At 42.1% G+C, this 23,751-nt stretch carries 23 protein-coding genes and 1 other RNA gene; 19 read left to right on the top strand and 5 right to left on the bottom strand.

Annotated elements, in window-relative coordinates; translation table 11 throughout:
- Positions 1-116: 116 nt before the first annotated feature.
- Entirely contained in the window at positions 117-2,300 is a 2,184-nt protein-coding gene (gene pbp1a, locus M1G12_RS03300) for a penicillin-binding protein PBP1A (protein ID WP_247949406.1), read from the bottom strand.
- Entirely contained in the window at positions 2,297-2,893 is a 597-nt protein-coding gene (gene recU / locus M1G12_RS03295) for a Holliday junction resolvase RecU (protein ID WP_247949405.1), read from the bottom strand. The genes pbp1a and recU overlap by 4 nt, the downstream gene beginning before the upstream one ends.
- Positions 2,894-2,959: 66 nt before the next feature.
- Here recU and M1G12_RS03290 point away from each other — a divergent pair, with 66 nt between their 5' ends.
- The 17 genes from M1G12_RS03290 to tig all read left to right on the top strand — a co-directional run bounded on the left by M1G12_RS03290 (position 2,960) and on the right by tig (position 18,569).
- Positions 2,960-3,487: an SLOG family protein gene (locus M1G12_RS03290; RefSeq protein ID WP_247949404.1), complete on the top strand. Its 528-nt coding sequence runs from the start codon at positions 2,960-2,962 to the stop codon at positions 3,485-3,487.
- Between the two features lie 72 nt (positions 3,488-3,559).
- Positions 3,560-3,889, top strand: coding sequence for a cell division regulator GpsB (gene gpsB, locus M1G12_RS03285; protein WP_000146534.1), 330 nt, complete (start codon positions 3,560-3,562; stop codon positions 3,887-3,889).
- Between the two features lie 20 nt (positions 3,890-3,909).
- Positions 3,910-4,291, top strand: an RNA gene (rnpB, locus tag M1G12_RS03280) — RNase P RNA component class B.
- Positions 4,292-4,375: 84 nt separating this feature from the next.
- Positions 4,376-5,533, top strand: a complete 1,158-nt coding sequence (locus M1G12_RS03275) for a THUMP domain-containing class I SAM-dependent RNA methyltransferase (RefSeq protein WP_020903409.1) — start codon at positions 4,376-4,378, stop codon at positions 5,531-5,533.
- A gap of 12 nt (positions 5,534-5,545) precedes the next feature.
- A complete protein-coding gene (gene mapZ, locus M1G12_RS03270; protein ID WP_020903408.1) occupies positions 5,546-6,955 on the top strand; it encodes a cell division site-positioning protein MapZ in 1,410 nt (469 codons plus the stop codon).
- Positions 6,956-7,030: 75 nt separating this feature from the next.
- Entirely contained in the window at positions 7,031-8,455 is a 1,425-nt protein-coding gene (gndA, locus tag M1G12_RS03265; RefSeq protein ID WP_000158772.1) for an NADP-dependent phosphogluconate dehydrogenase, read from the top strand.
- An 11-nt stretch (positions 8,456-8,466) separates the two neighbouring features.
- Complete coding sequence (locus M1G12_RS03260) at positions 8,467-9,156, top strand: response regulator transcription factor (RefSeq protein ID WP_033686437.1); 690 nt, start codon at positions 8,467-8,469, stop codon at positions 9,154-9,156.
- Between the two features lie 100 nt (positions 9,157-9,256).
- Positions 9,257-10,198 carry a PspC-like choline-binding domain-containing protein gene (locus tag M1G12_RS03255; protein ID WP_203180368.1) on the top strand — a complete coding sequence of 314 codons (942 nt, stop codon included), beginning with the start codon at positions 9,257-9,259 and terminating at the stop codon, positions 10,196-10,198.
- Positions 10,199-10,320: 122 nt separating this feature from the next.
- On the top strand, positions 10,321-11,199 hold the full coding sequence (mvk, locus tag M1G12_RS03250) for a mevalonate kinase (RefSeq protein WP_049551127.1): 879 nt from the start codon (positions 10,321-10,323) through the stop codon (positions 11,197-11,199).
- Positions 11,181-12,134: a diphosphomevalonate decarboxylase gene (gene mvaD, locus M1G12_RS03245; protein ID WP_237447226.1), complete on the top strand. Its 954-nt coding sequence runs from the start codon at positions 11,181-11,183 to the stop codon at positions 12,132-12,134. Before mvk ends, mvaD begins: the two co-directional genes overlap by 19 nt.
- Positions 12,121-13,128 carry a phosphomevalonate kinase gene (locus M1G12_RS03240; protein WP_084923663.1) on the top strand — a complete coding sequence of 336 codons (1,008 nt, stop codon included), beginning with the start codon at positions 12,121-12,123 and terminating at the stop codon, positions 13,126-13,128. Before mvaD ends, M1G12_RS03240 begins: the two co-directional genes overlap by 14 nt.
- Positions 13,112-14,122: a type 2 isopentenyl-diphosphate Delta-isomerase gene (gene fni / locus M1G12_RS03235; protein WP_049551125.1), complete on the top strand. Its 1,011-nt coding sequence runs from the start codon at positions 13,112-13,114 to the stop codon at positions 14,120-14,122. Before M1G12_RS03240 ends, fni begins: the two co-directional genes overlap by 17 nt.
- Positions 14,123-14,199: 77 nt before the next feature.
- The gene (gene liaF, locus M1G12_RS03230; protein ID WP_049551124.1) at positions 14,200-14,898 is read left to right on the top strand and encodes a cell wall-active antibiotics response protein LiaF; all 699 of its coding nucleotides are present in this window, start codon (positions 14,200-14,202) and stop codon (positions 14,896-14,898) included.
- Entirely contained in the window at positions 14,895-15,893 is a 999-nt protein-coding gene (locus M1G12_RS03225) for an envelope stress sensor histidine kinase LiaS (protein ID WP_237447227.1), read from the top strand. The genes liaF and M1G12_RS03225 overlap by 4 nt, the downstream gene beginning before the upstream one ends.
- 10 nt (positions 15,894-15,903) lie before the next feature.
- Positions 15,904-16,536 carry a response regulator transcription factor gene (locus M1G12_RS03220; protein ID WP_049551122.1) on the top strand — a complete coding sequence of 211 codons (633 nt, stop codon included), beginning with the start codon at positions 15,904-15,906 and terminating at the stop codon, positions 16,534-16,536.
- Positions 16,537-17,193 carry a DNA alkylation repair protein gene (locus M1G12_RS03215; protein WP_237447228.1) on the top strand — a complete coding sequence of 219 codons (657 nt, stop codon included), beginning with the start codon at positions 16,537-16,539 and terminating at the stop codon, positions 17,191-17,193.
- A 92-nt stretch (positions 17,194-17,285) separates the two neighbouring features.
- Positions 17,286-18,569: a trigger factor gene (gene tig / locus M1G12_RS03210; protein ID WP_237447229.1), complete on the top strand. Its 1,284-nt coding sequence runs from the start codon at positions 17,286-17,288 to the stop codon at positions 18,567-18,569.
- A gap of 152 nt (positions 18,570-18,721) precedes the next feature.
- Here tig and recD2 read toward each other — a convergent pair whose 3' ends face one another.
- From recD2 to rnhC, 3 genes are all read right to left on the bottom strand, one after another.
- Positions 18,722-21,088, bottom strand: coding sequence for an SF1B family DNA helicase RecD2 (gene recD2 / locus M1G12_RS03205; protein ID WP_237447230.1), 2,367 nt, complete (start codon positions 21,086-21,088; stop codon positions 18,722-18,724).
- A gap of 113 nt (positions 21,089-21,201) precedes the next feature.
- Positions 21,202-21,816, bottom strand: a complete 615-nt coding sequence (gene lepB, locus M1G12_RS03200; RefSeq protein ID WP_237447231.1) for a signal peptidase I — start codon at positions 21,814-21,816, stop codon at positions 21,202-21,204.
- A 3-nt stretch (positions 21,817-21,819) separates the two neighbouring features.
- Positions 21,820-22,701, bottom strand: a complete 882-nt coding sequence (rnhC, locus tag M1G12_RS03195) for a ribonuclease HIII (RefSeq protein ID WP_237447232.1) — start codon at positions 22,699-22,701, stop codon at positions 21,820-21,822.
- 86 nt (positions 22,702-22,787) lie between these two features.
- Between rnhC and zapA the strand changes: the two genes are divergently transcribed.
- Positions 22,788-23,090 (top strand): cell division protein ZapA, encoded by a 303-nt coding sequence (gene zapA, locus M1G12_RS03190; protein WP_237447233.1) that lies wholly within the window; start codon positions 22,788-22,790, stop codon positions 23,088-23,090.
- Positions 23,087-23,635: a CvpA family protein gene (locus tag M1G12_RS03185; protein WP_084861639.1), complete on the top strand. Its 549-nt coding sequence runs from the start codon at positions 23,087-23,089 to the stop codon at positions 23,633-23,635. Before zapA ends, M1G12_RS03185 begins: the two co-directional genes overlap by 4 nt.
- The last annotated feature ends 116 nt before the right edge of the window (positions 23,636-23,751 follow it).

The following is a 23,751-nucleotide window of genomic DNA, read 5'->3' as shown; positions in this document are numbered from 1 at the left end:
TGGGACTTTTTTTCTACAACAAAATAGGCTCCATAATATCCATAGGGGATTTACCCACTACAAATATTATAGAGCCAAAAAATCCTGAGTTTTTATTCTCAGGATTTTCTTTCATCTCACTGTTGTGGTTGTTGAACTTGTGGATTTTGTGGCGTTGGTTGTACTGGTTGTGTCGGTTGAACAGCCTGGCCAGCTTGTCCTTGATTAGGATCAGTTGCTGGAGCATTATTGGGTTGTTGACCAACCGTCGTACTTGCCTGTGTAGTTGAACTTTCAGCTGTTGTGCTTGGAGTTTCTACCGTTTGTGTTTGTTGTGTTGCTGAATTATTCCATGTGTTCTTCGCGTTGTTCTGGAAGACGAATTCTCCATTTCGGAACAGGCCGTCTGGCATCGTCCAATCTCCAGGTTGATCATCTTCTGATAGATACGATATCATTGAGCGATAAACCTTAGCAGCAACTAGGAAACCATCTCCAACGATTGGAGTTAAACGATTTGAGTAACCAGTCCATACAGCCATAGAATACTTACGAGTATAACCTACAAACATTTCATCTGGAGCTACGTAGCCAGTGTTCTTGATATACTTTTCAATTTCGTCATCAGTATAGTTAGAAGTACCTGTCTTACCTGCTTGTGGAAGCCATGGTAGGTAAGCACCACGTCCGGTTCCGTAAGCTAAAACAGTTTTCATCATTTCGGTCATCATATAGGCAGTAGTTTCTTTCATAGCTCGTGTACCAGCATCAGAAAATTCTTTTTCACTACCATCACTGAAGACGATTTTATTGATATACATTGGTTTGTGGTAAATACCACCATTAGCAAAGGCGGCATAAGCAGCAGCCATTTTTTCACTACTTGCACCGTAGTGTTTGTTAGATTCTGTTGTATTACTTGAAATGGCGTTAGCATAGTGTATGCTTGGGTAATCAATACCAAGCCCATTAAGGAAGGCTTTAGCCTTATCTAGACCGACCTTATTCAAAGTTTCAACGGCTGTGACATTTCGTGATTGTTGAAGAGCATACTGGATTGTAATGTTTCCAAAGTAGCCATGATCCCAGTTGTAGACTGGAGTATCAGTGCCAGGATAGTTATAAGGGACATCATGTACAATAGAAGCAGTAGAGTCATAGACTCCATATTCTAAAGCGGGAGCATAGTCAGTGATTGGTTTCATAGTAGAACCCCAGTCACGATTGGTTTCAACGGCTTGGTTGATTCCGAAAGATACATTACTTGATTGGTGACGGGCACCTAACTGAGCAATGACTTTACCATTTGTTACATCCACGATAGTGGAAGCTACTTGAAGTTCATCATCTGGATAAGCAACGTACTCATCTGTATTGTAAACATCCCAAAGTCTCTGTTGAACATTTTTGTCGACATTAGTATAGACTTCCATACCTGTGGTAAGAAGGTTGTAGCCCGTTTCTTGTTCGACTTGGTCGATTACTTCTTTGAGGTAGTTGTCCATATAGGCAGGGTAACTATTGGCTGACTTCAAGCTTTGAAGTCCGTCAGTGATAGGCGTATTAATAGCTTTTTCGTAATCTTCTGCACTGATATATTTCTGTCCCTTCATTTCTGAAAGTACCAAGTTACGACGCTCTAGAGCAGCTTCTGGGTGGGAATATGGATCATATTGGTTTGGTGCTTGAGGCATTCCGGCTAGGAGTGCTAACTGTGGCAAGCTTAAATCCTTCAAGTCTTTTCCATAGTAATTTTCGGCTGCGGTTTGCATTCCATAGTTACCGTTAGACATGTAGACTTTGTTGATGTAGTAGGTCAGGATTTCTTGCTTGGTTGCTTTTTGCTCTAATTGAACGGCTAGCCAAGCTTCTTGGGCTTTACGTGACAAGGTTTGATCGGCAGTTGAAGTAGAGAAATAAGTTAATTTAATCAATTGCTGAGTCAAGGTTGAAGCCCCTTGGAGCCCTCCTTTCCCTTGGAGGTTTCTCAATGCCGCCCCCATGATACGAATGGTATCAACACCTCTATGGTCAAAGAAACGGTGGTCTTCGATAGACACAATTGCCTTGACTAAGTCAGTAGGAATTTCATTTGCTTGGGCATTTACGCGACGTTCAGATCCAAGGTCAGCAATCAGTTCGTTTTTATTGTCATAAATCTTGCTAGAGGTTGTCGCAACTAATTTACTTTCAGATAAGGCTGGAGCCTTGCTAACAAAGTAGAGGAAGATACCTCCACCCAATAGAAATAATGCGATAAATAAGGTAAGAAATGTAATTCCAATATACTTTAAGAATCGCAGAATGGTTTGTTTATTCATCTTGTTTTACCACCTAGTAAATGTTCTTTGATAATATCGAGATAGGGAATTTGAGGGAAAGCTCCTTGCTTTATTAAATATCCGTATTCTTGAATATATCCAAGTGGCATTGATTTTTGGCCCTTATCTTGATGATAAAAGCGAATCAAATCAAGTGCCGGCAACAAATAAGTTTCTTGTCGAGAAGAAAAATGAAGCAGTACGAAGCAAATGCCCTGCTGTTCTAGAACTTGTTCCATATGTTGAATCTGGTGAAGATGGAAGTTCTTCATTGGGATAGCATTTTTTTGCCGCGTTTCCTTGGCTTCAAAGTCAATGTAATGTCCTCTATATACGCCAGAGTAATCTGTTGTGGAAGCTTGTCTAAAATAGGCTTCTACAATTTTGGCTCGACTACGTTGAGGATAGTCTACTCGAACAATCTGAACAGGCGTTGGCTTTTTATGGATAACTGCCATACCATGCGTCAGATAGTAGTCGTTTGTAGCGTTAATCATCTTTTCAAAAGTCATTCCTCGATTTGCGAAATTTTTTGGTTGAGAAATGGATGTTTGGCTTTTTTTTGATGAAATTTTATGAGGATAGTTGACCATATTTCTCCTTATTGGTACAATAACATCACTCTATTATACCATAAAAATAGAAAGAAAGGTGTAAAAATGACTACAGCTTTAATTATGGGATATTCTAATTTTGACTTGGGTTTATTTAATGAAAAAGATATCAGGTTAAAAGTTATAAAGAAAGCCATTCGCCGTGATTTAGAAAGTTTAGCAGAAGAAGGGATTAAATGGCTGGTCTTTACAGGAAACTTGGGATTTGAATCTTGGGTGCTTGATGTCGCAAATGAAATGAAAGACGAATATGATTTTAGCCTAGCGACCATTTTTGATTTTGAAACACACGGGGAAAATTGGAATGAAGCGAATCAGCTTAAACTTAGCCAATTTAAGCAGGTCGATTTTGTCAAATATGCCTATCCTAAATATGAACATATGGGGCAACTACGAGACTACCAACGATTTTTACTGGAAAATACTGATTTAGCTTATTTTTTCTATGACCCAGAAAATGAGACTAAATTAAAATTTATAGACAATTTGATGAAAAATCAGGAAGGTTATCGTATAAAAAGGCTAACCTTTGAAGGCCTAAATGAGCTGGCAGAAAATTTTTCTGAAAAGTAAGGCTTTGACCTTGATTTTTGTTTGCCTTTTTTTATATAATAATACTATTAGAAACCGAGAATGGAGAGAGAGATGGCAAGTATTATTTTTTCAGCAAAAGATATTTTCGAGCAAGAGTTTGGACGTGAAGTCCGTGGATATAGTAAGGTTGAAGTTGATGAATTTTTGGACGATGTCATCAAGGACTACGAAACTTATGCTGCCTTAGTCAAGTCTCTCCGTCAAGAAATTGCAGAGTTGAAGGAAGAATTGTCTCGCAAACCTGAATCTGCACCGGTTCAAGCAGAACCACTTGAAATGACAGCAACAACTTCTATGACGAATTTTGATATTTTAAAACGTCTAAATCGTCTTGAGAAAGAAGTATTTGGTAAACAAATTTTGGATAACTCTGATTTATAAGAGCTTATTTGAGAAGTGCAATTTTTGGATAATCGCGTGAGGAGAATTTCTTTTCATGAGGAAAGTCCATGCTAGCACAGGCTGTGATGCCTGTAGTGTTTGTGCTAGGCGAAACCATAAGCCTAGGGACGAGAAATCGTTACGGCAGTTGAAATGGCTAAGTCTTTGGATAGGCCAGAGTAGGCTTGAAAGTGCCACAGTGACGGAGTCTTTCTGGAAACAGAGAGAGTGGAACGCGGTAAACCCCTCAAGCTAGCAACCCAAATTTCGGTCGGGGCATGGAGTACACGGAAACGAACGTAGTACTCTGACTGCTATCAGCTGTAAGTTGTTAGTGGTAGACAGATGATTATCGAAGGGAGTGGTCCTAGTCACTTCTGGAACAAAACATGGCTTATAGAAAATTGCATATAGGTTGGGGCTGAGAAAACTTTCTCAACCTCATTTTTTAAAGTGGACATACAGAAAGGTCTTATAAGACTGAAAATGAAAAAAGAATTTAATTTAATCGCTACTGCTGCAGCTGGTCTTGAGGCTGTCGTTGGTCGTGAAGTGCGAGAGTTGGGCTACGATTGTCAAGTTGAAAACGGACGTGTTCGTTTTCAAGGAGATGCGAAAGCCATCATCGAAACCAACCTCTGGCTTCGAGCGGCAGACCGTATCAAGATTATCGTAGGAACTTTCCCAGCTAAGACTTTTGAAGAGCTCTTTCAGGGAGTTTTCGCTCTAGATTGGGAAAATTATTTACCACTTGGAGCTCGATTTCCGATTTCAAAAGCCAAATGTGTGAAATCTAAACTACACAATGAACCCAGTGTTCAGGCTATTTCAAAGAAGGCCGTTGTTAAGAAATTGCAGAAACACTACGCCCGCCCAGAAGGTATTCCTCTGATGGAGAATGGCCCAGAGTTTAAGATTGAGGTTTCTATTCTCAAAGATGTAGTAACTGTCATGATTGATACGACAGGGACTAGCCTCTTTAAACGTGGCTATCGTACCGAAAAAGGTGGGGCTCCTATCAAGGAAAACATGGCAGCAGCTATTTTGCAACTCTCTAACTGGTATCCAGACAAACCCTTGATTGATCCGACCTGTGGTTCAGGAACTTTCTGTATCGAGGCAGTTATGATTGCTAGAAAGATGGCTCCTGGTCTTCGTCGCTCCTTTGCTTTTGAGGAATGGAACTGGATTAGCGATCGCTTGATCCAAGAAGTTCGTACTGAAGCAGCTAAGAAAGTGGATCGTGAGCTTGAGCTAGATATCATGGGCTGTGATATCGATGCTCGCATGGTGGAAATTGCTAAGGTCAATGCTCAGGCAGCAGGGGTTGCAGGAGATATTACCTTTAAGCAGATGCGCGTGCAGGATTTGCGTTCTGATAAAATCAATGGAGTGATTATCTCTAACCCGCCTTATGGGGAACGCTTGTCAGATGATGCAGGGGTTACCAAGCTTTATGCTGAGATGGGTCAAGTATTTGCACCGCTGAAAACGTGGAGCAAGTTTATCTTAACCAGTGATGAAGCCTTTGAGACCAAGTACGGTAGTCAGGCGGATAAGAAACGGAAGTTGTACAACGGAACTTTAAAAGTTGATTTGTATCAATATTTTGGTCAGCGTGTTAAACGTCAGGAAGTAAAGTAGGAAGGAAAACTCATGAGTAAGAAAAGACGGAATCGTCATAAAACAGAACATAAAGAAGCGCAATTTGATTTTGATGATGCCAAAGAGCTAACGGTTGGAGAAGCCATGCGAAAAAATGAAGAGGTGGAAGCAGGTGTGTTGCCTGGAGATTCTATCTTGGACAAGTATGTGAAACAACATAAAGATGAAATTGAGGCAGATAAGTTTGAAACACGTCAGTTTAGCAAGGATGATTTAGTTGAAAAAGAAGAGGTAGAGGAGACTCAGACTCTGGATAATTTGCTTCAAGAGCTTCGTGAGGAAACAGGAGTAACTTCTCCAGCTCCAGAAGATGAATTGCGTCAGTTTGATGATTTAGAATTAACACGAGTTTCAGAAGCTCCTCTTGTCGAAGAATTTGAGAAGGAAGAGGTACCATTAGTTGGAACGGAAGAGGCTCTCACGCGTTCTCGAGTCACAGATAGTGAAGATGGAAAAAGTAAGAAGAAATGGGTGCTTTACGGTATTCTAGCAGCCTTAGTGGTTCTTATCCTTGGAACTGGTTATTATGTTTATCGTCAAGTGGCTCGTTCGACCAAGGAAATCCAAACTTCTCAATCAACTACAAATACGCAGTCAGATGCGGAAGAATTCAATAATTTATATGATGCCTTCTATACAGATAGCAACAAAACGGCTTTGAAGAATAGCCAGTTTGATAAACTGAGTCAACTGAAAACCTTGCTTGATAAGCTAGAAGGTAGTCGTGAATATACGCTTGCAAAATCTAAGTATGATAGCCTAGCAACTCAAATCAAGGCCATTCAAGATGTCAATGCTCAATTTGAGAAACCAGCTATTATGGATGGTGTCTTGGATACTAACGCTAAAGCTAAATCAGATGCTAAATTTACAGATATTAAAACTGGAAATACGGAGCTTGATAAAGTTCTAGATAAGGCTATCAGTCTTGGTAAGAGCCAGCAAACAAGTGCTTCAAGCTCAAGTTCAAGTGAAACTAGCAGCTCAAGCTCTAGTCAAGCAAGCGAAAATACTGCTAGTGAGACAAGTCCAAGTAGCTCAAATACTGCATCAACTGAAACTAGAAGTACCCGCAGTGAAGTCAATATGGGTGTATCAAGTGCAGGAGTTGCTGTTCAAAGAAGTGCGAGTCGTGTTTCTTATAACCAGTCTGCTATTGATGATAGCAATAATTCTGCCTGGGATTTCGCGGATGGTGTCTTAGAACAAATTCTAGCGACTTCACGTTCACGTGGTTATATCACTGGTAACCAATATATCCTTGAACGTGTTAATATCGTTAATGGCAATGGTTATTACAACCTCTACAAGCCAGATGGAACCTATCTCTTTACCCTTAACTGTAAGACAGGATACTTTGTTGGAAATGGTTCTGGACATGCGGATGACTTGGACTACTAAGCAGTCGTTACAAAATTCTTTCTTTTCAAAAGTAAAAATGATAAAATAAAACAAATTAAACAAGAGGAGTGTCAAATGACAAAAGCTAACTTTGGTGTTGTTGGTATGGCCGTAATGGGTCGTAACCTTGCCCTTAATATTGAATCTCGTGGTTACACAGTTGCTATTTACAACCGTAGTAAAGAAAAAACTGAAGATGTAATTGCTTGCCATCCTGAAAAGAACTTTGTACCAAGCTATGACGTTGAAAGTTTTGTAAACTCAATCGAAAAACCTCGTCGTATCATGCTCATGGTTCAAGCTGGACCTGGTACAGATGCTACAATTCAAGCCCTTCTTCCACACCTTGACAAGGGTGATATCTTGATCGACGGAGGAAACACTTTCTACAAAGATACTATCCGTCGTAATGAAGAACTAGCAAACTCAGGTATCAACTTTATCGGTACTGGAGTTTCTGGTGGTGAAAAAGGTGCCCTTGAAGGTCCTTCTATCATGCCTGGTGGACAAAAAGAAGCCTACGAATTGGTTGCTGATGTTCTCGAAGAAATCTCAGCTAAAGCACCAGAAGATGGCAAACCATGTGTGACTTACATCGGTCCTGATGGAGCTGGTCACTATGTGAAAATGGTCCACAACGGTATCGAGTATGGTGACATGCAATTGATCGCAGAAAGCTATGACCTCATGCAACACTTGCTAGGCCTTTCTGCAGAAGATATGGCCGAAATCTTTACTGAGTGGAACAAGGGTGAGTTGGACAGCTACTTGATCGAAATCACAGCTGATATCTTGAGCCGTAAAGATGATGAAGGTCAAGATGGCCCAATCGTAGACTATATCCTTGATGCTGCAGGCAACAAGGGAACTGGTAAATGGACTAGCCAATCAGCTCTTGACCTTGGTGTGCCGTTGTCACTGATTACGGAGTCAGTATTTGCCCGCTACATCTCTACATACAAAGAAGAGCGTGTACATGCTAGCAAGGTGCTTCCAAAACCAGCTGCCTTCAAGTTTGAAGGAGACAAGGCTGAGTTGATCGAAAAGATTCGTCAAGCCCTTTACTTCTCAAAAATCATTTCATACGCACAAGGTTTCGCACAATTGCGTGTAGCTTCTAAAGAAAACAACTGGAACTTGCCGTTTGCGGACATCGCCTCTATCTGGCGCGATGGCTGTATCATCCGTTCTCGTTTCTTGCAAAAGATTACAGATGCTTACAACCGTGATGCAGATCTTGCCAACCTTCTTTTGGATGAGTACTTCTTGGATGTTACTGCTAAGTACCAACAAGCAGTGCGTGATATCGTAGCTCTTGCTGTTCAAGCTGGTGTGCCAGTGCCAACTTTCTCAGCAGCTATTACTTACTTTGATAGCTACCGTTCAGCTGACCTTCCAGCTAACTTGATCCAAGCGCAACGTGACTACTTTGGTGCCCACACTTACCAACGTAAAGACAAAGAAGGAACATTCCACTACTCTTGGTATGACGAAAAATAAGTAGGTCTGCCATGGGGAAACGGATTTTATTACTTGAGAAAGAACGAAATCTAGCTCATTTTTTAAGTTTGGAACTCCAAAAAGAGCAATACCGAGTTGATCAGGTTGAGGAGGGGCAAAAAGCCCTCTCCATGGCTCTTCAGACAGACTATGACTTGATTTTATTGAATGCTCGTCTGGGGGATATGACAGCCCAGGATTTTGCAGACAAGCTGAGTCGGACTAAGCCAGCCTCAGTGATTATGGTCTTGGACCATCGCGAAGAATTGCAAGATCAGATTGAGACAATCCAACGCTTTGCCGTTTCTTACATCTATAAGCCGGTTATTATTGACAATCTGGTAGCTCGTATTTCAGCGATTTTCCGAGGTAGGGACTTCATCGACCAACACTGTAGTCAGATGAAGGTTCCAACGTCTTACCGTAATCTGCGTATGGATGTAGAGCATCATACCGTTTATCGTGGCGAGGAAATGATTGCTCTGACTCGTCGTGAGTATGACCTTTTGGCCACTCTTATGGGAAGCAAGAAAGTTCTGACTCGTGAGCAGTTGTTGGAAAGTGTCTGGAAGTATGAAAGTGCGACCGAAACCAATATCGTGGATGTCTATATCCGTTATCTACGTAGCAAGCTTGATGTAAAAGGTCAAAAAAGTTACATTAAAACCGTTCGTGGTGTCGGTTACACCATGCAAGAATAGAAAAGCAGTTGCAGTTATGTAACTGCTTTTTATATGAGTTTTTTTATATATTGACATACGATTTTGCATTTGCTACAATCAGCTATGGAGGATAGGTCTAATGAAAATAATAAAAAAATTGATGCAAATTGCATTAGCAGTCTTTTTCTTCGGTTTGTTAGCAACAAGTGCAGTATTGGCGGATGATGCTGATTTAGAAGGTTGGAAATTTGTCCAAGAAAATGGTAGAACCTACTACAAGAAGGGTGAGATCAAAGAAAAGGCTTGGCGAGTGATTGATGGCAAGACCTATTATTTTGATCATGTATCAGGAGAAATGGTTGTCGGCTGGCAATATATCCCGTTTCCATCTAAAGGTAGTACAATTGGTCCTTACCCAAATGGTTTAAGATTAGAATCTATGCCAATGCCACAATGGTACTACTTTAACCAAGATGGGGTTCTTCAAGAATTTGTTGGCAAGCAAGTTTTAGAGGCAAAAACTGCTACAAACACCAACAAACATCATGGGGAACAATATGAGACCCCAGACGAAAAACGTGTTTATTATTTTGAAGATCAGCGTAGCTATCACACTTTAAAAACTGGTTGGATTTATGACGAGGGGCATTGGTATTATTTACAGAAGGATAGTGGCTTCGATGCTCGTATCGACAGTTTAACGGTTGGGGAGCTAGTGCGTGGTTGGACAAATGATAACTCAACTTGGTACTATCTAGATCCAATAACAGCTACAATGCAAACTGGTTGGAAACAACTTGGCAATAAGTGGTACTACTTCCGTTCATCAGGTGCAATGGCAACTGGCTGGTATCAAGAAGGCTCAACTTGGTATTATTTAGACCAGTCAAATGGTGATCTGAAAATTGGTTGGCAAAACCTTGGTAACAAGTGGTACTATCTCCGTTCATCAGGAGCTATGGCAACAGGCTGGTTCCAGGTCGGTAGTAAATGGTACTACGCTTATAGCTCAGGTGCCTTGGCAGTGAATACCACTGTAGATGGCTATTCTGTCAACTATAATGGCGAATGGGTTCAATAATTAAAAAAGCGATTGTGAATGGAAACAATCGCTTTTTTTATGAAAATATAATAAAATAGATAGGAAAGAATCAATACTTGTGTGAAAAATAAGACGGTCTTTCCGTCTAGTAAAAGGATAACATGACAAAAAAGGTTGGTGTCGGTCAGGCACATAGTAAGATAATTTTAATTGGGGAGCATGCAGTCGTTTACGGTTATCCGGCTATTTCCCTGCCTCTTTTGGAGGTGGAGGTGACTTGTAAGGTAGTTCCTGCAGCGAGTCCTTGGCGTCTCTATGAAGAGGATACCTTGTCCATGGCGGTGTATGCTTCACTGGAGTATTTGGATATCAAAGAATCCTGCATTCGCTGTGAGATTGACTCGGCTATCCCTGAAAAACGGGGAATGGGTTCGTCAGCGGCTATCAGCATAGCGGCCATTCGTGCGGTATTTGACTATTATCAGGCAGAACTGCCTCATGATGTACTAGAAATCTTGGTCAATCGAGCTGAGATGATTGCCCATATGAATCCTAGTGGTTTGGATGCTAAGACCTGTCTCAGTGACCAGCCTATTCGCTTTATTAAGAACGTAGGATTTACAGAGCTTGAGATGGATTTATCCGCCTATTTGGTGATTGCCGATACGGGTGTTTATGGTCATACTCGTGAAGCCATCCAAGTGGTTCAAAGCAAGGGCAAGGATGCCTTACCGTTTTTGCATGCCTTGGGAGAATTGACTCGGCAGGCAGAAGAAGCGATTTCACGAAAAGATGCTGAAGGGCTGGGACAAATCCTTAGTCAAGCGCATTTGCATTTAAAAGAAATTGGTGTTAGTAGTCCTGAGGCAGATTCTTTGGTTGAAACGGCTCTTAAACATGGAGCTCTGGGTGCCAAGATGAGCGGTGGTGGGCTTGGAGGCTGTATCATAGCCTTGGCACCCAATTTGCCACACGCACAAGAACTAGTAGAAAGATTAGAAGAGAAAGGAGCTGTTCAGATATGGATAGAGAGCCTGTAACAGTACGTTCCTACGCAAATATTGCTATTATCAAATATTGGGGAAAGAAAAAAGAAAAAGAGATGGTGCCTGCTACTAGCAGTATCTCTCTGACTTTGGAGAATATGTATACGGAGACGACCTTGTCGCCTTTACCAACGGATGCGACTGCTGATGCATTTTATATCAATGGTCAGTTACAAAATGAGGTTGAGCATGCCAAGATGAGCAAGATTATTGACCGCTACCGTCCAGATGGTGATGGCTTTGTTCGTATTGATACTCAAAACAATATGCCTACCGCAGCGGGCTTGTCTTCAAGTTCTAGTGGTTTATCCGCCTTAGTTAAGGCTTGCAATGCTTATTTCAAGCTTGGCTTGGATAGAAGTCAGTTGGCACAGGAGGCTAAGTTTGCCTCAGGTTCTTCCTCTCGGAGTTTTTATGGACCGCTAGGTGCCTGGGACAAGGATAGCGGGGAAATTTACCTTGTAGAGACAGACTTGAAACTAGCTATGATTATGTTGGTGCTAGAGGATAAGAAAAAACCAATCTCTAGCCGTGACGGGATGAAACTTTGTGTGGAAACCTCGACGACCTTTGATGACTGGGTGCGTAAGTCTGAGAAGGATTATCAGGATATGCTGGTTTATCTCAAAGAGAACGACTTTGCTAAGGTTGGGGAATTAACGGAGAAAAATGCCCTGGCTATGCACGCTACGACCAAAACAGCATCACCAGCCTTTTCTTATCTGACGGATGCAAGCTATGAAGCCATGGACTTTGTCCGCCAGCTTCGTGAACAAGGGGAAGCCTGCTACTTTACTATGGATGCAGGACCCAATGTCAAAGTCCTCTGTCAAGAGAAAGACTTGGAGCATTTGTCAGAAATCTTCGGTCAACGTTATCGCTTGATTGTGTCAAAAACAAAGGATTTGAGTCAAGATGATTGCTGTTAAAACTTGCGGGAAACTTTATTGGGCAGGTGAATATGCTATTTTAGAGCCCGGACAGTTGGCCTTGATAAAGGCTATTCCCATCTATATGAAGGGCGAGATTGCTTTTTCTGATAGTTACCGTATCTACTCAGATATGTTTGATTTCGCAGTTGATTTGACGCCAAATCCTGACTATAGCTTGATTCAAGAAACAATTGCTTTGATGAATGGCTTCCTCGTTTATCGTGGGCAGACCTTGCGACCTTTTTCTCTAGAAATCCGTGGAAAAATGGAACGAGAAGGGAAAAAGTTTGGTTTAGGTTCTAGCGGTAGCGTCGTTGTCTTGGTCATCAAGGCTCTGCTGGCTCTGTATAATCTTTCGATTGATCAGAACCTCTTGTTCAAGCTGGCCAGTGCTGTCTTGCTTAAGCGCGGAGACAATGGTTCTATGGGGGACATTGCCTGTATTGTGGCAGAGGATTTGGTTCTCTACCAGTCATTTGATCGCCAGAAGGTGGCTGCTTGGTTGGAAGAAGAAAACTTAGCGACTGTTTTAGAGCGTGATTGGGGCTTTTCAATCTCACATGTACAACCTGCCCTAGAATGTGATTTCCTAGTGGGATGGACCAAGGAAGTGGCTGTATCGAGTCACATGGTCCAGCAAATCAAGCAAAATATCAATCAGAATTTTTTAAGTTCCTCAAAAGAAACGGTGGTTTCTTTGGTAGAAGCCTTGGAACAGGTGAAATCAGAAAAAATTATCGAGCAAGTAGAAGTGGCCAGCAAGCTCTTAGAAGGCTTGAGCACAGATATTTACACGCCTTCGCTTAGACAGTTGAAAGAAGCTAGTCAAGATTTGCAAGCTGTCGCCAAGAGTAGCGGTGCTGGTGGTGGTGATTGTGGTATTGCCTTGAGTTTTGATGAGCAATCAACTAAAACCCTAAAAAACCGTTGGGCCGATCTGGGGATTGAGCTCTTATACCAAGAAAGGATAGGACATGACGACAAATCGTAAGGATGAGCACATCCGCTATGCCCTTGAGCAGAAAAGTTCCTATAATAGCTTTGATGAGGTGGAGTTGATTCATTCTTCCTTGCCTCTTTACGACCTGGATGAAGTCGATCTGTCGACAGAGTTTGCTGGTCGAAAGTGGGATTTTCCTTTTTATATCAATGCCATGACGGGTGGAAGCGATAAGGGAAGAGAAATCAATCAAAAGCTGGCTCAGGTGGCGGAAGCCTGTGATATTTTATTTGTAACGGGTTCTTATAGCGCAGCCCTTAAAGATCCAGCAGCTGACTCTTTTTCTGTCAAGTCTGATCATCCAAATCTCCTTCTTGGAACCAATATTGGATTGGACAAGCCTGTCGAGTTAGGTCTTCAGACTGTAGAAGAGATGAATCCTGTTCTCTTGCAAGTGCATGTCAACGTCATGCAGGAATTGCTCATGCCTGAGGGAGAAAGAACGTTTAGAAACTGGCAATCGCACCTAGCAGACTATGGCAAGCAAATCCCTGTTCCGATTGTCCTCAAGGAAGTAGGTTTTGGAATGGATGTGAAGACCATCGAAAGAGCCTATGAACTGGGTGTTCGTACAGTGGATCTATCAGGACGTGGTGGCACCAGCTTTGCTTATATCGAAAACCGTCGCAGTGGTCAACGTGACTACCTCAATCAATGGGGCCAGTCCACCATGCAGGCCCTTATCAATGCCCAAGACTGGAAAGACAAGGTCCAACTCTTAGTTAGTGGAGGTGTTCGCAATCCGCTGGATATGATTAAGTGTTTGGTCTTTGGTGCTAAGGCTGTAGGACTCTCTCGAACAGTTCTAGAATTGGTTGAAACCTACACAGTTGAAGAAGTGATTGGCATTGTCCAAGGCTGGAAAGACGACCTGCGTTTGATTATGTGTGCCCTTAATTGTGCCACTATAGCAGATTTACAAAAAGTAGACTATCTTCTTTATGGAAAATTAAAAGAAGCAAAGGATCAGATGAAAAAGGCGTAACCACCGCCTTTTTTTCCATCTTCAGACCGAGGTGACTTTTTTGAATTGTGATAAAATAGAAGGGAGAGGATGAACCTATGAGAAAATTTAAAATCTTTTTATTTATCGAAGCCTGTCTTTTGACAGGAGCTCTGATTTTGATGGTTTCAGAGCATTTTTCGCGTTTTCTGCTGATTTTATTCCTCTTTTTGCTTTTGATTCGCTATTACACTGGTAAAGAGGGCAATAACCTTCTTTTGGTGGTGGCAACCATTCTCTTCTTTTTCATCGTCATGCTCAATCCTTTTGTGATTCTAGCTATTTTTGTTGCGGTTATATACAGTCTATTTCTTCTTTACCCGATGATGAATCAGGAAAAAGATCAGACCAATTTGGTGTTTGAAGATGTGGTGACGGTTAAGAAGGAGAAAAATCGTTGGTTTGGTAATCTCCATCATTTTTCAAGTTACCAGACTTGCCAATTTGATGATATCAATATTTTTCGCCTCATGGGTAAAGACACTATTCATCTGGAGAGGGTAATCCTAACCAATCACGATAATGTCATTATCCTCAGAAAGATGGTAGGTACGACCAAAATCATTGTGCCCGTAGATGTAGAAGTTAGTCTCAGTGTTAACTGTCTCTATGGGGATTTGACTTTTTTTAATCATCCAAAGCGAGCTCTACGTAATGAACACTATCATCAAGAAACGAGAGATTATCTCAAGAGTAACAAGAGCGTCAAGATTCTCTTGACCACTATGATTGGCGATGTGGAGGTGGTCAGAGGATGAAAAAACAAGCTTATGTAATCATTGCCCTCACCTCCATCCTGTTTGTCTTATTTCTGTCCCACAGCTTGCTGGACATCCTTGACTTTGACTGGTCTATTTTCTTACATGATGTCGAAAAAACAGAAAAATTTATCTTTTTGTTGTTGGTATTCAGCATGTCCATGACCTTTCTCTTAGCCCTGTTTTGGAGAGCTATCGAAGAGCTTTCTCTAAGAAAAATGCAGTCTAATCTCAAGCGTTTATTAGCAGGACAAGAAGTGATTCGGCTTGCAGATCCAGATTTGGATGCCAGTTTCAAGTCCTTGTCAGGTAAACTTAATCTTTTGACAGAAGCTCTTCAAAAAGCAGAAAATCAGAGTCTTGCTCAGGAAGAGGAAATCATCGAGAAAGAACGGAAGCGGATTGCTCGGGATTTGCACGATACAGTTAGTCAGGAGTTGTTTGCGGCTCACATGATTTTATCAGGTATCAGTCAGCAGACTTTGAAATTGGATAGAGAAAAGATGCAGATCCAGCTGCAGAGTGTCACAGCTATTTTAGAAACCGCCCAGAAGGATTTGCGGGTCTTGCTCTTGCATTTGAGACCAGTTGAACTGGAGCAAAAGAGTCTGGTTGAGGGAATTCAAATTCTCTTAAAAGAGCTTGAGGACAAGAGTGATCTCAAGGTTAGTTTCAAGCAAAATGTAACGAAATTGCCCAAGAAAATCGAGGAGCATATCTTCCGCATCTTGCAGGAGTTGATCAGCAATACCCTCCGCCATGCCCAGGCCTCTTGTTTGGATGTCTATCTCTATCAGACGGATGTTGAATTGCAGCTGAAGGTGGTGGATAATGGGATTGGTTTCCAGTTGGGGAGCTTAGACGACTTGAGTTATGGACTTCGTAATATCAAGGAGCGGGTCGAAGATATGGCAGGGACGGTTCAGTTATTAACAGCTCCCAAGCAAGGACTGGCAGTTGATATCCGTATTCCCTTGTTAGGTAAGGAATCATAAAGGAGTAGAGATGAAAATTTTACTAGTAGATGACCATGAAATGGTCCGATTGGGCTTGAAAAGTTACTTTGACCTCCAAGACGATGTAGAAGTTGTGGGCGAGGCGGCAAACGGGTCTCAAGGTATTGACTTGGCCTTGAAACTGCGTCCAGATGTCATTGTCATGGATATCGTTATGCCTGAGATAAATGGAATTGATGCGACCTTGGCTATCCTCAAAGAATGGCCTGAAGCCAAGATTTTGATTGTGAGCTCTTATTTGGACAATGAAAAAATCATGCCCGTCTTAGATGCAGGTGCTCGTGGCTATATGCTTAAGACTTCTAGTGCCGACGAACTGCTCCATGCTGTCCGTAAGGTGGCTGCTGGGGAGTTGGCCATTGAGCAAGAGGTCAGCAAAAAGGTCGAATACCACCGCAATCACATAGAACTACATGAGGATCTGACTGCGCGTGAGCGAGATGTTCTCCAACTCATCGCCAAGGGCTACGAAAATCAGCGTATCGCAGATGAACTTTTTATCTCTCTCAAGACGGTTAAGACCCATGTGTCCAATATCCTAGCCAAACTTGAGGTCAGCGATCGCACTCAGGCGGCTGTCTATGCCTTTCAGCACCACTTGGTGGGGCATGAGGAGTTTTAGATGAGTCTAACAGATTTACTTGTTGAGATAGAAGCAGCAAAAGATTCAAAAAAGGCAGGGCCTATGGAAGCCTATATGCGCCATCAATTTTTCTTCCTAGGTATTGCGGCTCCTGAAAGAAATGCACTCTATAAAAAATACTTTCCAAAAGCGAAAAAAACAAAGATTATCGACTGGAATTTTGTAGATACTTGCTGGAGAAAGGAGCCTAGAGAATACCAATATGTGGCTGCTAATTATTTGAAAGCAATGCAGTCTTATCTAACGGAGAACGATTTACCTAAGCTTGAGCGGTTAGTCGTCACAAAATCCTGGTGGGATACCGTAGATATCCTAGATCGAGTAGTAGGGAGTTTGGTGTATGACAAGCCGGAACTGGAAAAAATAATCCTCCAATGGAGCTTGTCATACAATATCTGGCTGAGACGAGTCGCTATTGACCACCAGTTGTTAAGAAAAGAGAAGACCAATGTTCAATTACTGGAAAAGATTCTGCTTCATAATTTGAATCAAACAGAATTCTTTATCAATAAAGCCATTGGCTGGGCTCTAAGAGACTACTCCAAAACCAATCCAACTTGGGAAGCAGGCTTCATTGAGAAAAACAAGGAAAGAATGGCTGACCTTAGCATCAAAGAAGCGAGCAAGTACCTCTAGCGTGATTGAAGAGCGCATTCATTACTTGAAAAAAGTCGTCCATTTATGTTATAATAGACTGTATTTAAAAAATTTTAAGGAGAAATGACAGAATGTCTGTATCATTTGAAAACAAAGAAACAAACCGTGGTGTCTTGACTTTCACTATCTCTCAAGACCAAATCAAACCAGAATTGGACCGTGTCTTCAACTCAGTGAAGAAATCTCTTAATGTTCCAGGTTTCCGTAAAGGTCACCTTCCACGCCCTATCTTCGACAAAAAATTTGGTGAAGAGTCACTTTACCAAGACGTTATGAACGCTCTTTTGCCAAACGCTTATGAAGCAGCTGTAAAAGAAGCTGGTCTTGAAGTTGTTGCTCAACCAAAAATTGATGTAACTTCAATGGAAAAAGGTCAAGACTGGGTTATCACAGCTGAAGTTGTTACAAAACCTGAAGTAAAATTGGGTGACTACAAAAACCTTGAAGTATCAGTAGATGTAGAAAAAGAAGTAACTGACGCTGACGTTGAAGAGCGTATCGAACGCGAACGCAACAACTTGGCTGAATTGGTTATCAAAGAAGCTGCTGCTGAAAACGGCGACACTGTTGTCATCGACTTCGTTGGTTCTATCGACGGTGTTGAATTTGACGGTGGAAAAGGTGAAAACTTCTCACTTGGACTTGGTTCAGGTCAATTCATCCCTGGTTTCGAAGACCAATTGGTAGGTCACTCAGCTGGTGAAACTGTTGATGTTATCGTAACATTCCCAGAAGACTACCAAGCAGAAGATCTTGCAGGTAAAGAAGCTAAATTCGTAACAACTATCCACGAAGTAAAAGCTAAAGAAGTTCCAGCTCTTGACGATGAGCTTGCAAAAGACATCGACGAAGAAGTTGAAACACTTGCTGAATTGAAAGAAAAATACCGCAAGGAATTGGCTGCTGCTAAAGAAGAAGCTTACAAAGATGCAGTTGAAGGTGCAGCAATCGATAAAGCTGTAGAAAACGCTGAAATCGTAGAACTTCCAGAAGAAATGATCCACGAAGAAGTTCACCGTTCAGTAAACGAATTCCTTGGAAACTTGCAACGTCAAGGTATCAACCCTGACATGTACTTCCAAATCACTGGAACTACTCAAGAAGACCTTCACAATCAATACCAATCAGAAGCTGAGTCACGTACTAAGACTAACCTTGTTATCGAAGCAGTTGCGAAAGCTGAAGGATTTGACGCTTCAGAAGAAGAAATCCAAAAAGAAATCGAGCAATTGGCTGCAGATTACAACATGGAAGTTGCACAAGTACAAAGCTTGCTTTCAGCTGATATGTTGAAACACGATATCACAATCAAAAAAGCTGTTGAATTGATTACAAGCACAGCAACAGTTAAATAATCTTATACTCTTCGAAAATCTCTTCAAACCACGTCAGCGTCGCCTTACCGTACTCAAGTACAGCTTGCGGCTATCTTCCTAGTTTGCTCTTTGATTTTCATTGAGTATTAATAAACAAAAAGCCCACCTGAATTGGTGGGTTTTCTTATACACTATTTTCCAAAAATCTCTTTGAGGTCTGTGTCTGTAATCCCAATCATGGCGGGGATGCTATCCCAGTTTTCTTCGGTTAGGATATAGGATTGTTCAGAGGCACTTGATGTGGCAGTTTCAGAGACAGCTGGTTGCTTTTCTTCAACATTCTCCAATAAATCACTGAAGCGTTCAATCAGATAGGTTTTTCGGGCAGTTCCGATATGTTGAGTAGCATAGTCGAAGGCCTGTAATTCGCCTAGTAAGATAAGCTTGCTTTTGGCGCGTGTAATGGCTGTGTAGATGAGATTGCGCTCCAGCATACGCCTGCTAGCACTGGTGATAGGTAGGATAACAACAGGGAACTCACTTCCCTGCGATTTATGGATACTCATGGCATAGGCCAGGCGAATTTTGTACCATTCGTTACGTGGGTAAGAGACCTCATTGCCATCAAAATCAATGACAATCTCGTCTTGTTTCGATTCGGTATATTTACCAGGAATCAGGTCTGTGATGGCTCCTAAATCTCCATTAAAGACATTGATTTCAGCATCGTTGACCAAGTGAATGACCTTATCTCCCTTACGATAGTGGCACTGGGGAGCTTCAAAACTGAGTTGGTCTTTTTGTGGTGGATTGAGGAGGTCTTGCATGAGCTGGTTGATGGCATCAATACCTGCTGTCCCCCGGTACATGGGGGCCAGAACCTGAATATCACGTGCAGGAATACCACTTCTGAGGGCAGCGCCTAAGATTTTCTCAATAGTAGCTGGAATATGGCCACTAGCAATTTCAAAGTAGGAACGGTCTGCTTTTTTCTGGGTGAAATCAGCTGGCAAGATGCCCTGTCGAATCTGACTAGCTAGGGTGACGATAGTTGATTCTTCGCTTTGTCGGTAAATTTTTTCCAAGCGAGTCTGAGGAATCAAGGGAATATGAAGTAGATCAGCTAGAACCTGTCCAGGACTGACAGACGGCAACTGGTCGCTGTCACCCACGATAAGGATTTTACTGTTAGAAGAGATGTTGGAGAAGAGTTGATTGGCCAGCCAAGTATCCACCATCGAAAATTCATCCACGATGATAAAGTCAGCATCCAGATAATCTTCCAGATGGCTGGTATCATCGTCGCCTGTCATTCCCAAGTGGCGGTGTATGGTCGCGCTCGGCAAGCCTGTCAATTCATTCATGCGGCGAGCTGCTCGTCCAGTTGGAGCAGCAAGAAGAATCGGCAGATTGCTTTTTTTCCTGAGGTCAAGTCCTTCTAAAAGAGCATAAACAGCGATGATACCATTGATAACCGTTGTCTTACCAGTACCAGGTCCACCTGTCAGGATAAAGATCTTGTTCTGGATAGCGTCGCAGATAGCCTGTTTTTGAATGCTATCATACTCAATCCCCAGCTCATCCTCGACAGTAGTGATATGTTTTTGAATGGTTTCTAAATCATGACTCTTCTGTTTTCCTTTTTCAAGGATGCGAACCAAGTGACTGCGGATACCTTCCTCAGCGAAAAAGAGGCTGTTGTCAAAAATCTTGGTATCAATCTGCTGAACCTTGTCTTCTTCAATCAGGTTGGAGAGTTCTTGGGCAACTTGGCTGGGATCCAGTTCCACGGGGCGGGAAGATTCAAGAAGAGTTAGAGTTTGTTCTAGCAAATCCCGTGCTTCAACATAGGTATCCCCTGTTTCCATACAGGCCTGAAAAAGACTGTGAACTAGACCGGCACGAAAGCGCTCAGGAGCCTGACTTTCGATACCTAGTTCTTCCGCTAATTGGTCAGCAATGGTAAAGCCCAAGCCCTTGATATCCTCAACCAATTGGTAGGGATAATTTTCAACCACATTAAGGGTTTCTTCCTTGTAAAAGTCTTGAATTTGAAAGGCTAGTTTATTGGGAATACCGTAGTTGGCTAGTTTGGCCAAAACCATCTCCGTTCCGTAGTTGAGACGGAGAGTGGAGACGAAAGCCTCGCGATTTTTGGCAGATAGTCCTGCAATGCCTTCTAGCTTTTCTGGGTGTTGCAGAATTTCGTCAATGGTATTGTCGCCATAGGTATCCACGATTTTCTGAGCAGTCTTGAGACCAATCCCCTTGAAATGGCTACTTGAAAAGTACTTGACCAATCCCTTGCTAGTTGGTTTTGCGCGTTCATATCGGCTGATTTGCAGTTGCTCCCCATACTTGGAGTGCTGGACAATTTGTCCCCAAAAAGTATAGTCTTCTCCCTCGATCACGTCGGCCATGGTGCCCGTGACAATGATTTCAAAATCATCAAAATCCTCTGCGTCCGTATCGTCGATTTCTAGGAGGAGGATACGATAAAAATTGCTGGGATTTTCAAAAATAATCCGTTCAATGGTTCCTGAAAAATAAACTTCCATAAAATTCCTTTGCATGAATAGGTGAGAGTTGGGGGGATTATAGTCAATAAATAATCATCTTCTCACGATAGAAGAAGAGGCTGAGATTCTTGATTCTCGGCCTCTTAGGTTTCTTAAAATGTTCCGATACGGGTGATTGGCCAGAAGCGGAATTTAGCTTCCCCTGTGATATCTTTCGCTTTGAAGGTACCTACGTGGCGACTGTCGCTCGAAACCAAGCGGTCATCTCCGAGGAGAAGGTATTCTCCTTCTGGGACAGTAAAGCTAAAGTTGGTATTGTAGTTGACATCGACTGTGAAGGCTTGGGCTTTTTCAGCGATACTTCTAAAGAAAGTTCCTTTATTTCCTTCAAAGCCCTTGCCTGAGTAAGTGCTTTGGAGTTTGTCATCCTTGAAACGTTTGATGTAGTCAGCTAGGTAAGGTTCATCTGTCTCTTTGTCATTGATGTAAAGTTTATCATTTTCGTAACGGATGGTATCGCCAGGCATTCCGATGACACGTTTGACAATGTCCTTATTACCATCTTCCTCATGGGCAACCACGATATCAAAACGGTCAATAGGGAGGTGCTTAACGACAAAGAGAATTTCGCCATCCGCTAGGGTCGGATCCATAGAATGCCCTTCTACGCGGACATTACTCCAAAAAAAGATACGACTTAAAGCTAGTAATGACAGAATCAGGAGGAACAATCCCCACTCTTTTAGGAAACTTTTAAATGAATTCATAATTTACCTTTCTAAGCGTTTTTTCGCTTTTTCAGTATTTTTAAAGTGCAGTTTGGCGCAGAAGTTGAGTCCCTGCATACCATAGGCTTGCAAAATCTGGCTAGCCACCTTATCAGAAGCCGTTCCAGCTCCACTCGGAAGTTGATAGCCCAGTTCTCGTCCCAGATTTTCAAGATTTTCCAGAAAGAGATCACGCGCAATGATAGAAGAAACTGCTACAGCCAAGTATTTGCCCTCAGCCTTTTTTTCTAAGCTGATAGGATTGCTGAAACGATTGGCCTCTTGTGCCAAGTACTTGTCATAATTTTTAGCACTGGTAAAGGCATCAATCACAATTTTCTCAGGCTGAATGCCTTTTTGAAGGAGGAGATAGATAGCCTGATTATGGAGGGCTACCTTAACAGAAACAGCATTGTAGCGGTCTCCGATGACCTCGTTGTACTTGCTTGGTGAGAGAAGCAGTGCCTGGTGCTGGATTTTTTCTTTGAGGATAGGGGCAATCTGACGGATCTTTTGGTCAGTCAGAGTTTTGGAATCCCCCACACCGAGTTTTCGCAAGAAGGCATGCTGGTCAGGTGTGACAAAGGAAGCCACAACTGCAAGCCCACCAAAGTAGGAACCATTTCCCACTTCATCTGTCCCAATTAAAGGGAAATTTTGTCCCCTGTTTTCCTCTACAACTTGATAACCAAAGAAACAGGCGTACTTCTCAGCTTCTTCACCCTGAAGCAAAACCTTTCCAGAAGTATAGATAGAAACCGTTGATTGAGGTAGTCGCAAAAAGTAGCGGATATAGGGATTCTTGCTGGGAGCCAGACTGGTTTGATAGTGTTCAAGAAAAGCCTGAATCTCCTTTTCACTTGGTGTGAGTGTTATACTTGCCATAGTTCCTATTGTACCATAAAAGCAGGCAAATTTGTAAAAACTGACAAAATTAGCGAATTTTGGTATAATATCGTGAGGTGAATTTTATGGCAAATCTAAATCGATTCAAATTTACATTCGGGAAAAAATCATTAACCTTGACAAGCGAGCATGATAACCTTTTTATGGAGGAGATCGCCAAGGTTGCGACAGAAAAATACCAAGCAATTAAAGAACAAATGCCTAGCGCAGATGATGAAACCATCGCTCTTTTGTTGGCAGTCAACTGTTTATCAACTCAGCTCAGCCGTGAGATTGAATTTGATGATAAGGAGCAAGAATTAGAAGAACTCCGTCACAAGCTTGTGACTTGCAAGCAAGAACAGAGCAAGATTGAGGATCCCTTATGATTTCACTCCTTCTTCTATTGGTCTTGGCTTGGGGATTTTATATCGGCTATCGGAGAGGCCTGCTCTTACAGGTTTATTACCTGATTTCAGCTATGGCATCGGCTTTTGTGGCTGGCCAGTTTTATAAGGGGCTAGGAGAGCAATTTCATTTGCTGGTCCCTTATGCAAATCCGCAGGAAGGTCAGGGAACTTTCTTTTTCCCATCGGATCAACTCTTTCAGTTGGATAAGGTCTTTTACGCAGGGATCGGCTATTTGCTTGTATTTGGGATTGTCTATAGCATCGGTCGTTTGCTTGGTCTCCTCTTACACTTGATTCCTAGTAAAAAACTGGGTGGTAAGTTGTTCCAAGTTTCAGCAGGTATTTTGTCCATGTTGGTGACCTTATTTGTCTTGCAAATGGCCTTGACTATCTTGGCAACCATTCCCATGGCAGCTATTCAAAATCCTCTTGAAAAAAGTATCGTCGCAAAACACATCATCCAGAGCATACCAGTAACAACTAGTTGGCTCAAACAAATCTGGGTGACAAATTTAATCGGATAAAAAGGGCAGGAGTTTTCCTCGCCCTTTGTTTACAGATTGACTAGAATCTATCAGAATGTAAAAAGCTAATACTCTTCGAAAATCTCTTCAAACCACGTCAGCTTCCATCTGCAACC

The sequence above is a fragment of the Streptococcus mitis genome (assembly GCF_023110375.1).
GTDB classification, from domain to species: domain Bacteria; phylum Bacillota; class Bacilli; order Lactobacillales; family Streptococcaceae; genus Streptococcus; species Streptococcus mitis_CI.
Note: the sequence above shows the minus strand (reverse complement) of the source record. Positions and strands in the feature narration are given on the sequence as shown.

Bases quoted from the DNA above. Each gene is read 5' to 3' on its own strand.
- M1G12_RS03290 (WP_247949404.1), top strand. From the start codon at position 2,960: ATGACTACAGCTTTAATTATGGGATATTCTAATTTTGACTTGGGTTTA.
- zapA (WP_237447233.1), top strand. From the start codon at position 22,788: ATGGCAAATCTAAATCGATTCAAATTTACATTCGGGAAAAAATCATTA.
- fni (WP_049551125.1), top strand. From the start codon at position 13,112: ATGACGACAAATCGTAAGGATGAGCACATCCGCTATGCCCTTGAGCAG.
- liaF (WP_049551124.1), top strand. From the start codon at position 14,200: ATGAGAAAATTTAAAATCTTTTTATTTATCGAAGCCTGTCTTTTGACA.
- M1G12_RS03240 (WP_084923663.1), top strand. From the start codon at position 12,121: ATGATTGCTGTTAAAACTTGCGGGAAACTTTATTGGGCAGGTGAATAT.
- M1G12_RS03220 (WP_049551122.1), top strand. From the start codon at position 15,904: ATGAAAATTTTACTAGTAGATGACCATGAAATGGTCCGATTGGGCTTG.
- M1G12_RS03275 (WP_020903409.1), top strand. From the start codon at position 4,376: ATGAAAAAAGAATTTAATTTAATCGCTACTGCTGCAGCTGGTCTTGAG.
- mvaD (WP_237447226.1), top strand. From the start codon at position 11,181: ATGGATAGAGAGCCTGTAACAGTACGTTCCTACGCAAATATTGCTATT.
- M1G12_RS03255 (WP_203180368.1), top strand. From the start codon at position 9,257: ATGAAAATAATAAAAAAATTGATGCAAATTGCATTAGCAGTCTTTTTC.
- gndA (WP_000158772.1), top strand. From the start codon at position 7,031: ATGACAAAAGCTAACTTTGGTGTTGTTGGTATGGCCGTAATGGGTCGT.
- recD2 (WP_237447230.1), bottom strand. From the start codon at position 21,088: ATGGAAGTTTATTTTTCAGGAACCATTGAACGGATTATTTTTGAAAAT.
- recU (WP_247949405.1), bottom strand. From the start codon at position 2,893: ATGGTCAACTATCCTCATAAAATTTCATCAAAAAAAAGCCAAACATCC.
- mapZ (WP_020903408.1), top strand. From the start codon at position 5,546: ATGAGTAAGAAAAGACGGAATCGTCATAAAACAGAACATAAAGAAGCG.
- gpsB (WP_000146534.1), top strand. From the start codon at position 3,560: ATGGCAAGTATTATTTTTTCAGCAAAAGATATTTTCGAGCAAGAGTTT.
- mvk (WP_049551127.1), top strand. From the start codon at position 10,321: ATGACAAAAAAGGTTGGTGTCGGTCAGGCACATAGTAAGATAATTTTA.
- tig (WP_237447229.1), top strand. From the start codon at position 17,286: ATGTCTGTATCATTTGAAAACAAAGAAACAAACCGTGGTGTCTTGACT.
- M1G12_RS03225 (WP_237447227.1), top strand. From the start codon at position 14,895: ATGAAAAAACAAGCTTATGTAATCATTGCCCTCACCTCCATCCTGTTT.
- M1G12_RS03185 (WP_084861639.1), top strand. From the start codon at position 23,087: ATGATTTCACTCCTTCTTCTATTGGTCTTGGCTTGGGGATTTTATATC.
- rnhC (WP_237447232.1), bottom strand. From the start codon at position 22,701: ATGGCAAGTATAACACTCACACCAAGTGAAAAGGAGATTCAGGCTTTT.
- pbp1a (WP_247949406.1), bottom strand. From the start codon at position 2,300: ATGAATAAACAAACCATTCTGCGATTCTTAAAGTATATTGGAATTACA.
- lepB (WP_237447231.1), bottom strand. From the start codon at position 21,816: ATGAATTCATTTAAAAGTTTCCTAAAAGAGTGGGGATTGTTCCTCCTG.
- M1G12_RS03215 (WP_237447228.1), top strand. From the start codon at position 16,537: ATGAGTCTAACAGATTTACTTGTTGAGATAGAAGCAGCAAAAGATTCA.
- M1G12_RS03260 (WP_033686437.1), top strand. From the start codon at position 8,467: ATGGGGAAACGGATTTTATTACTTGAGAAAGAACGAAATCTAGCTCAT.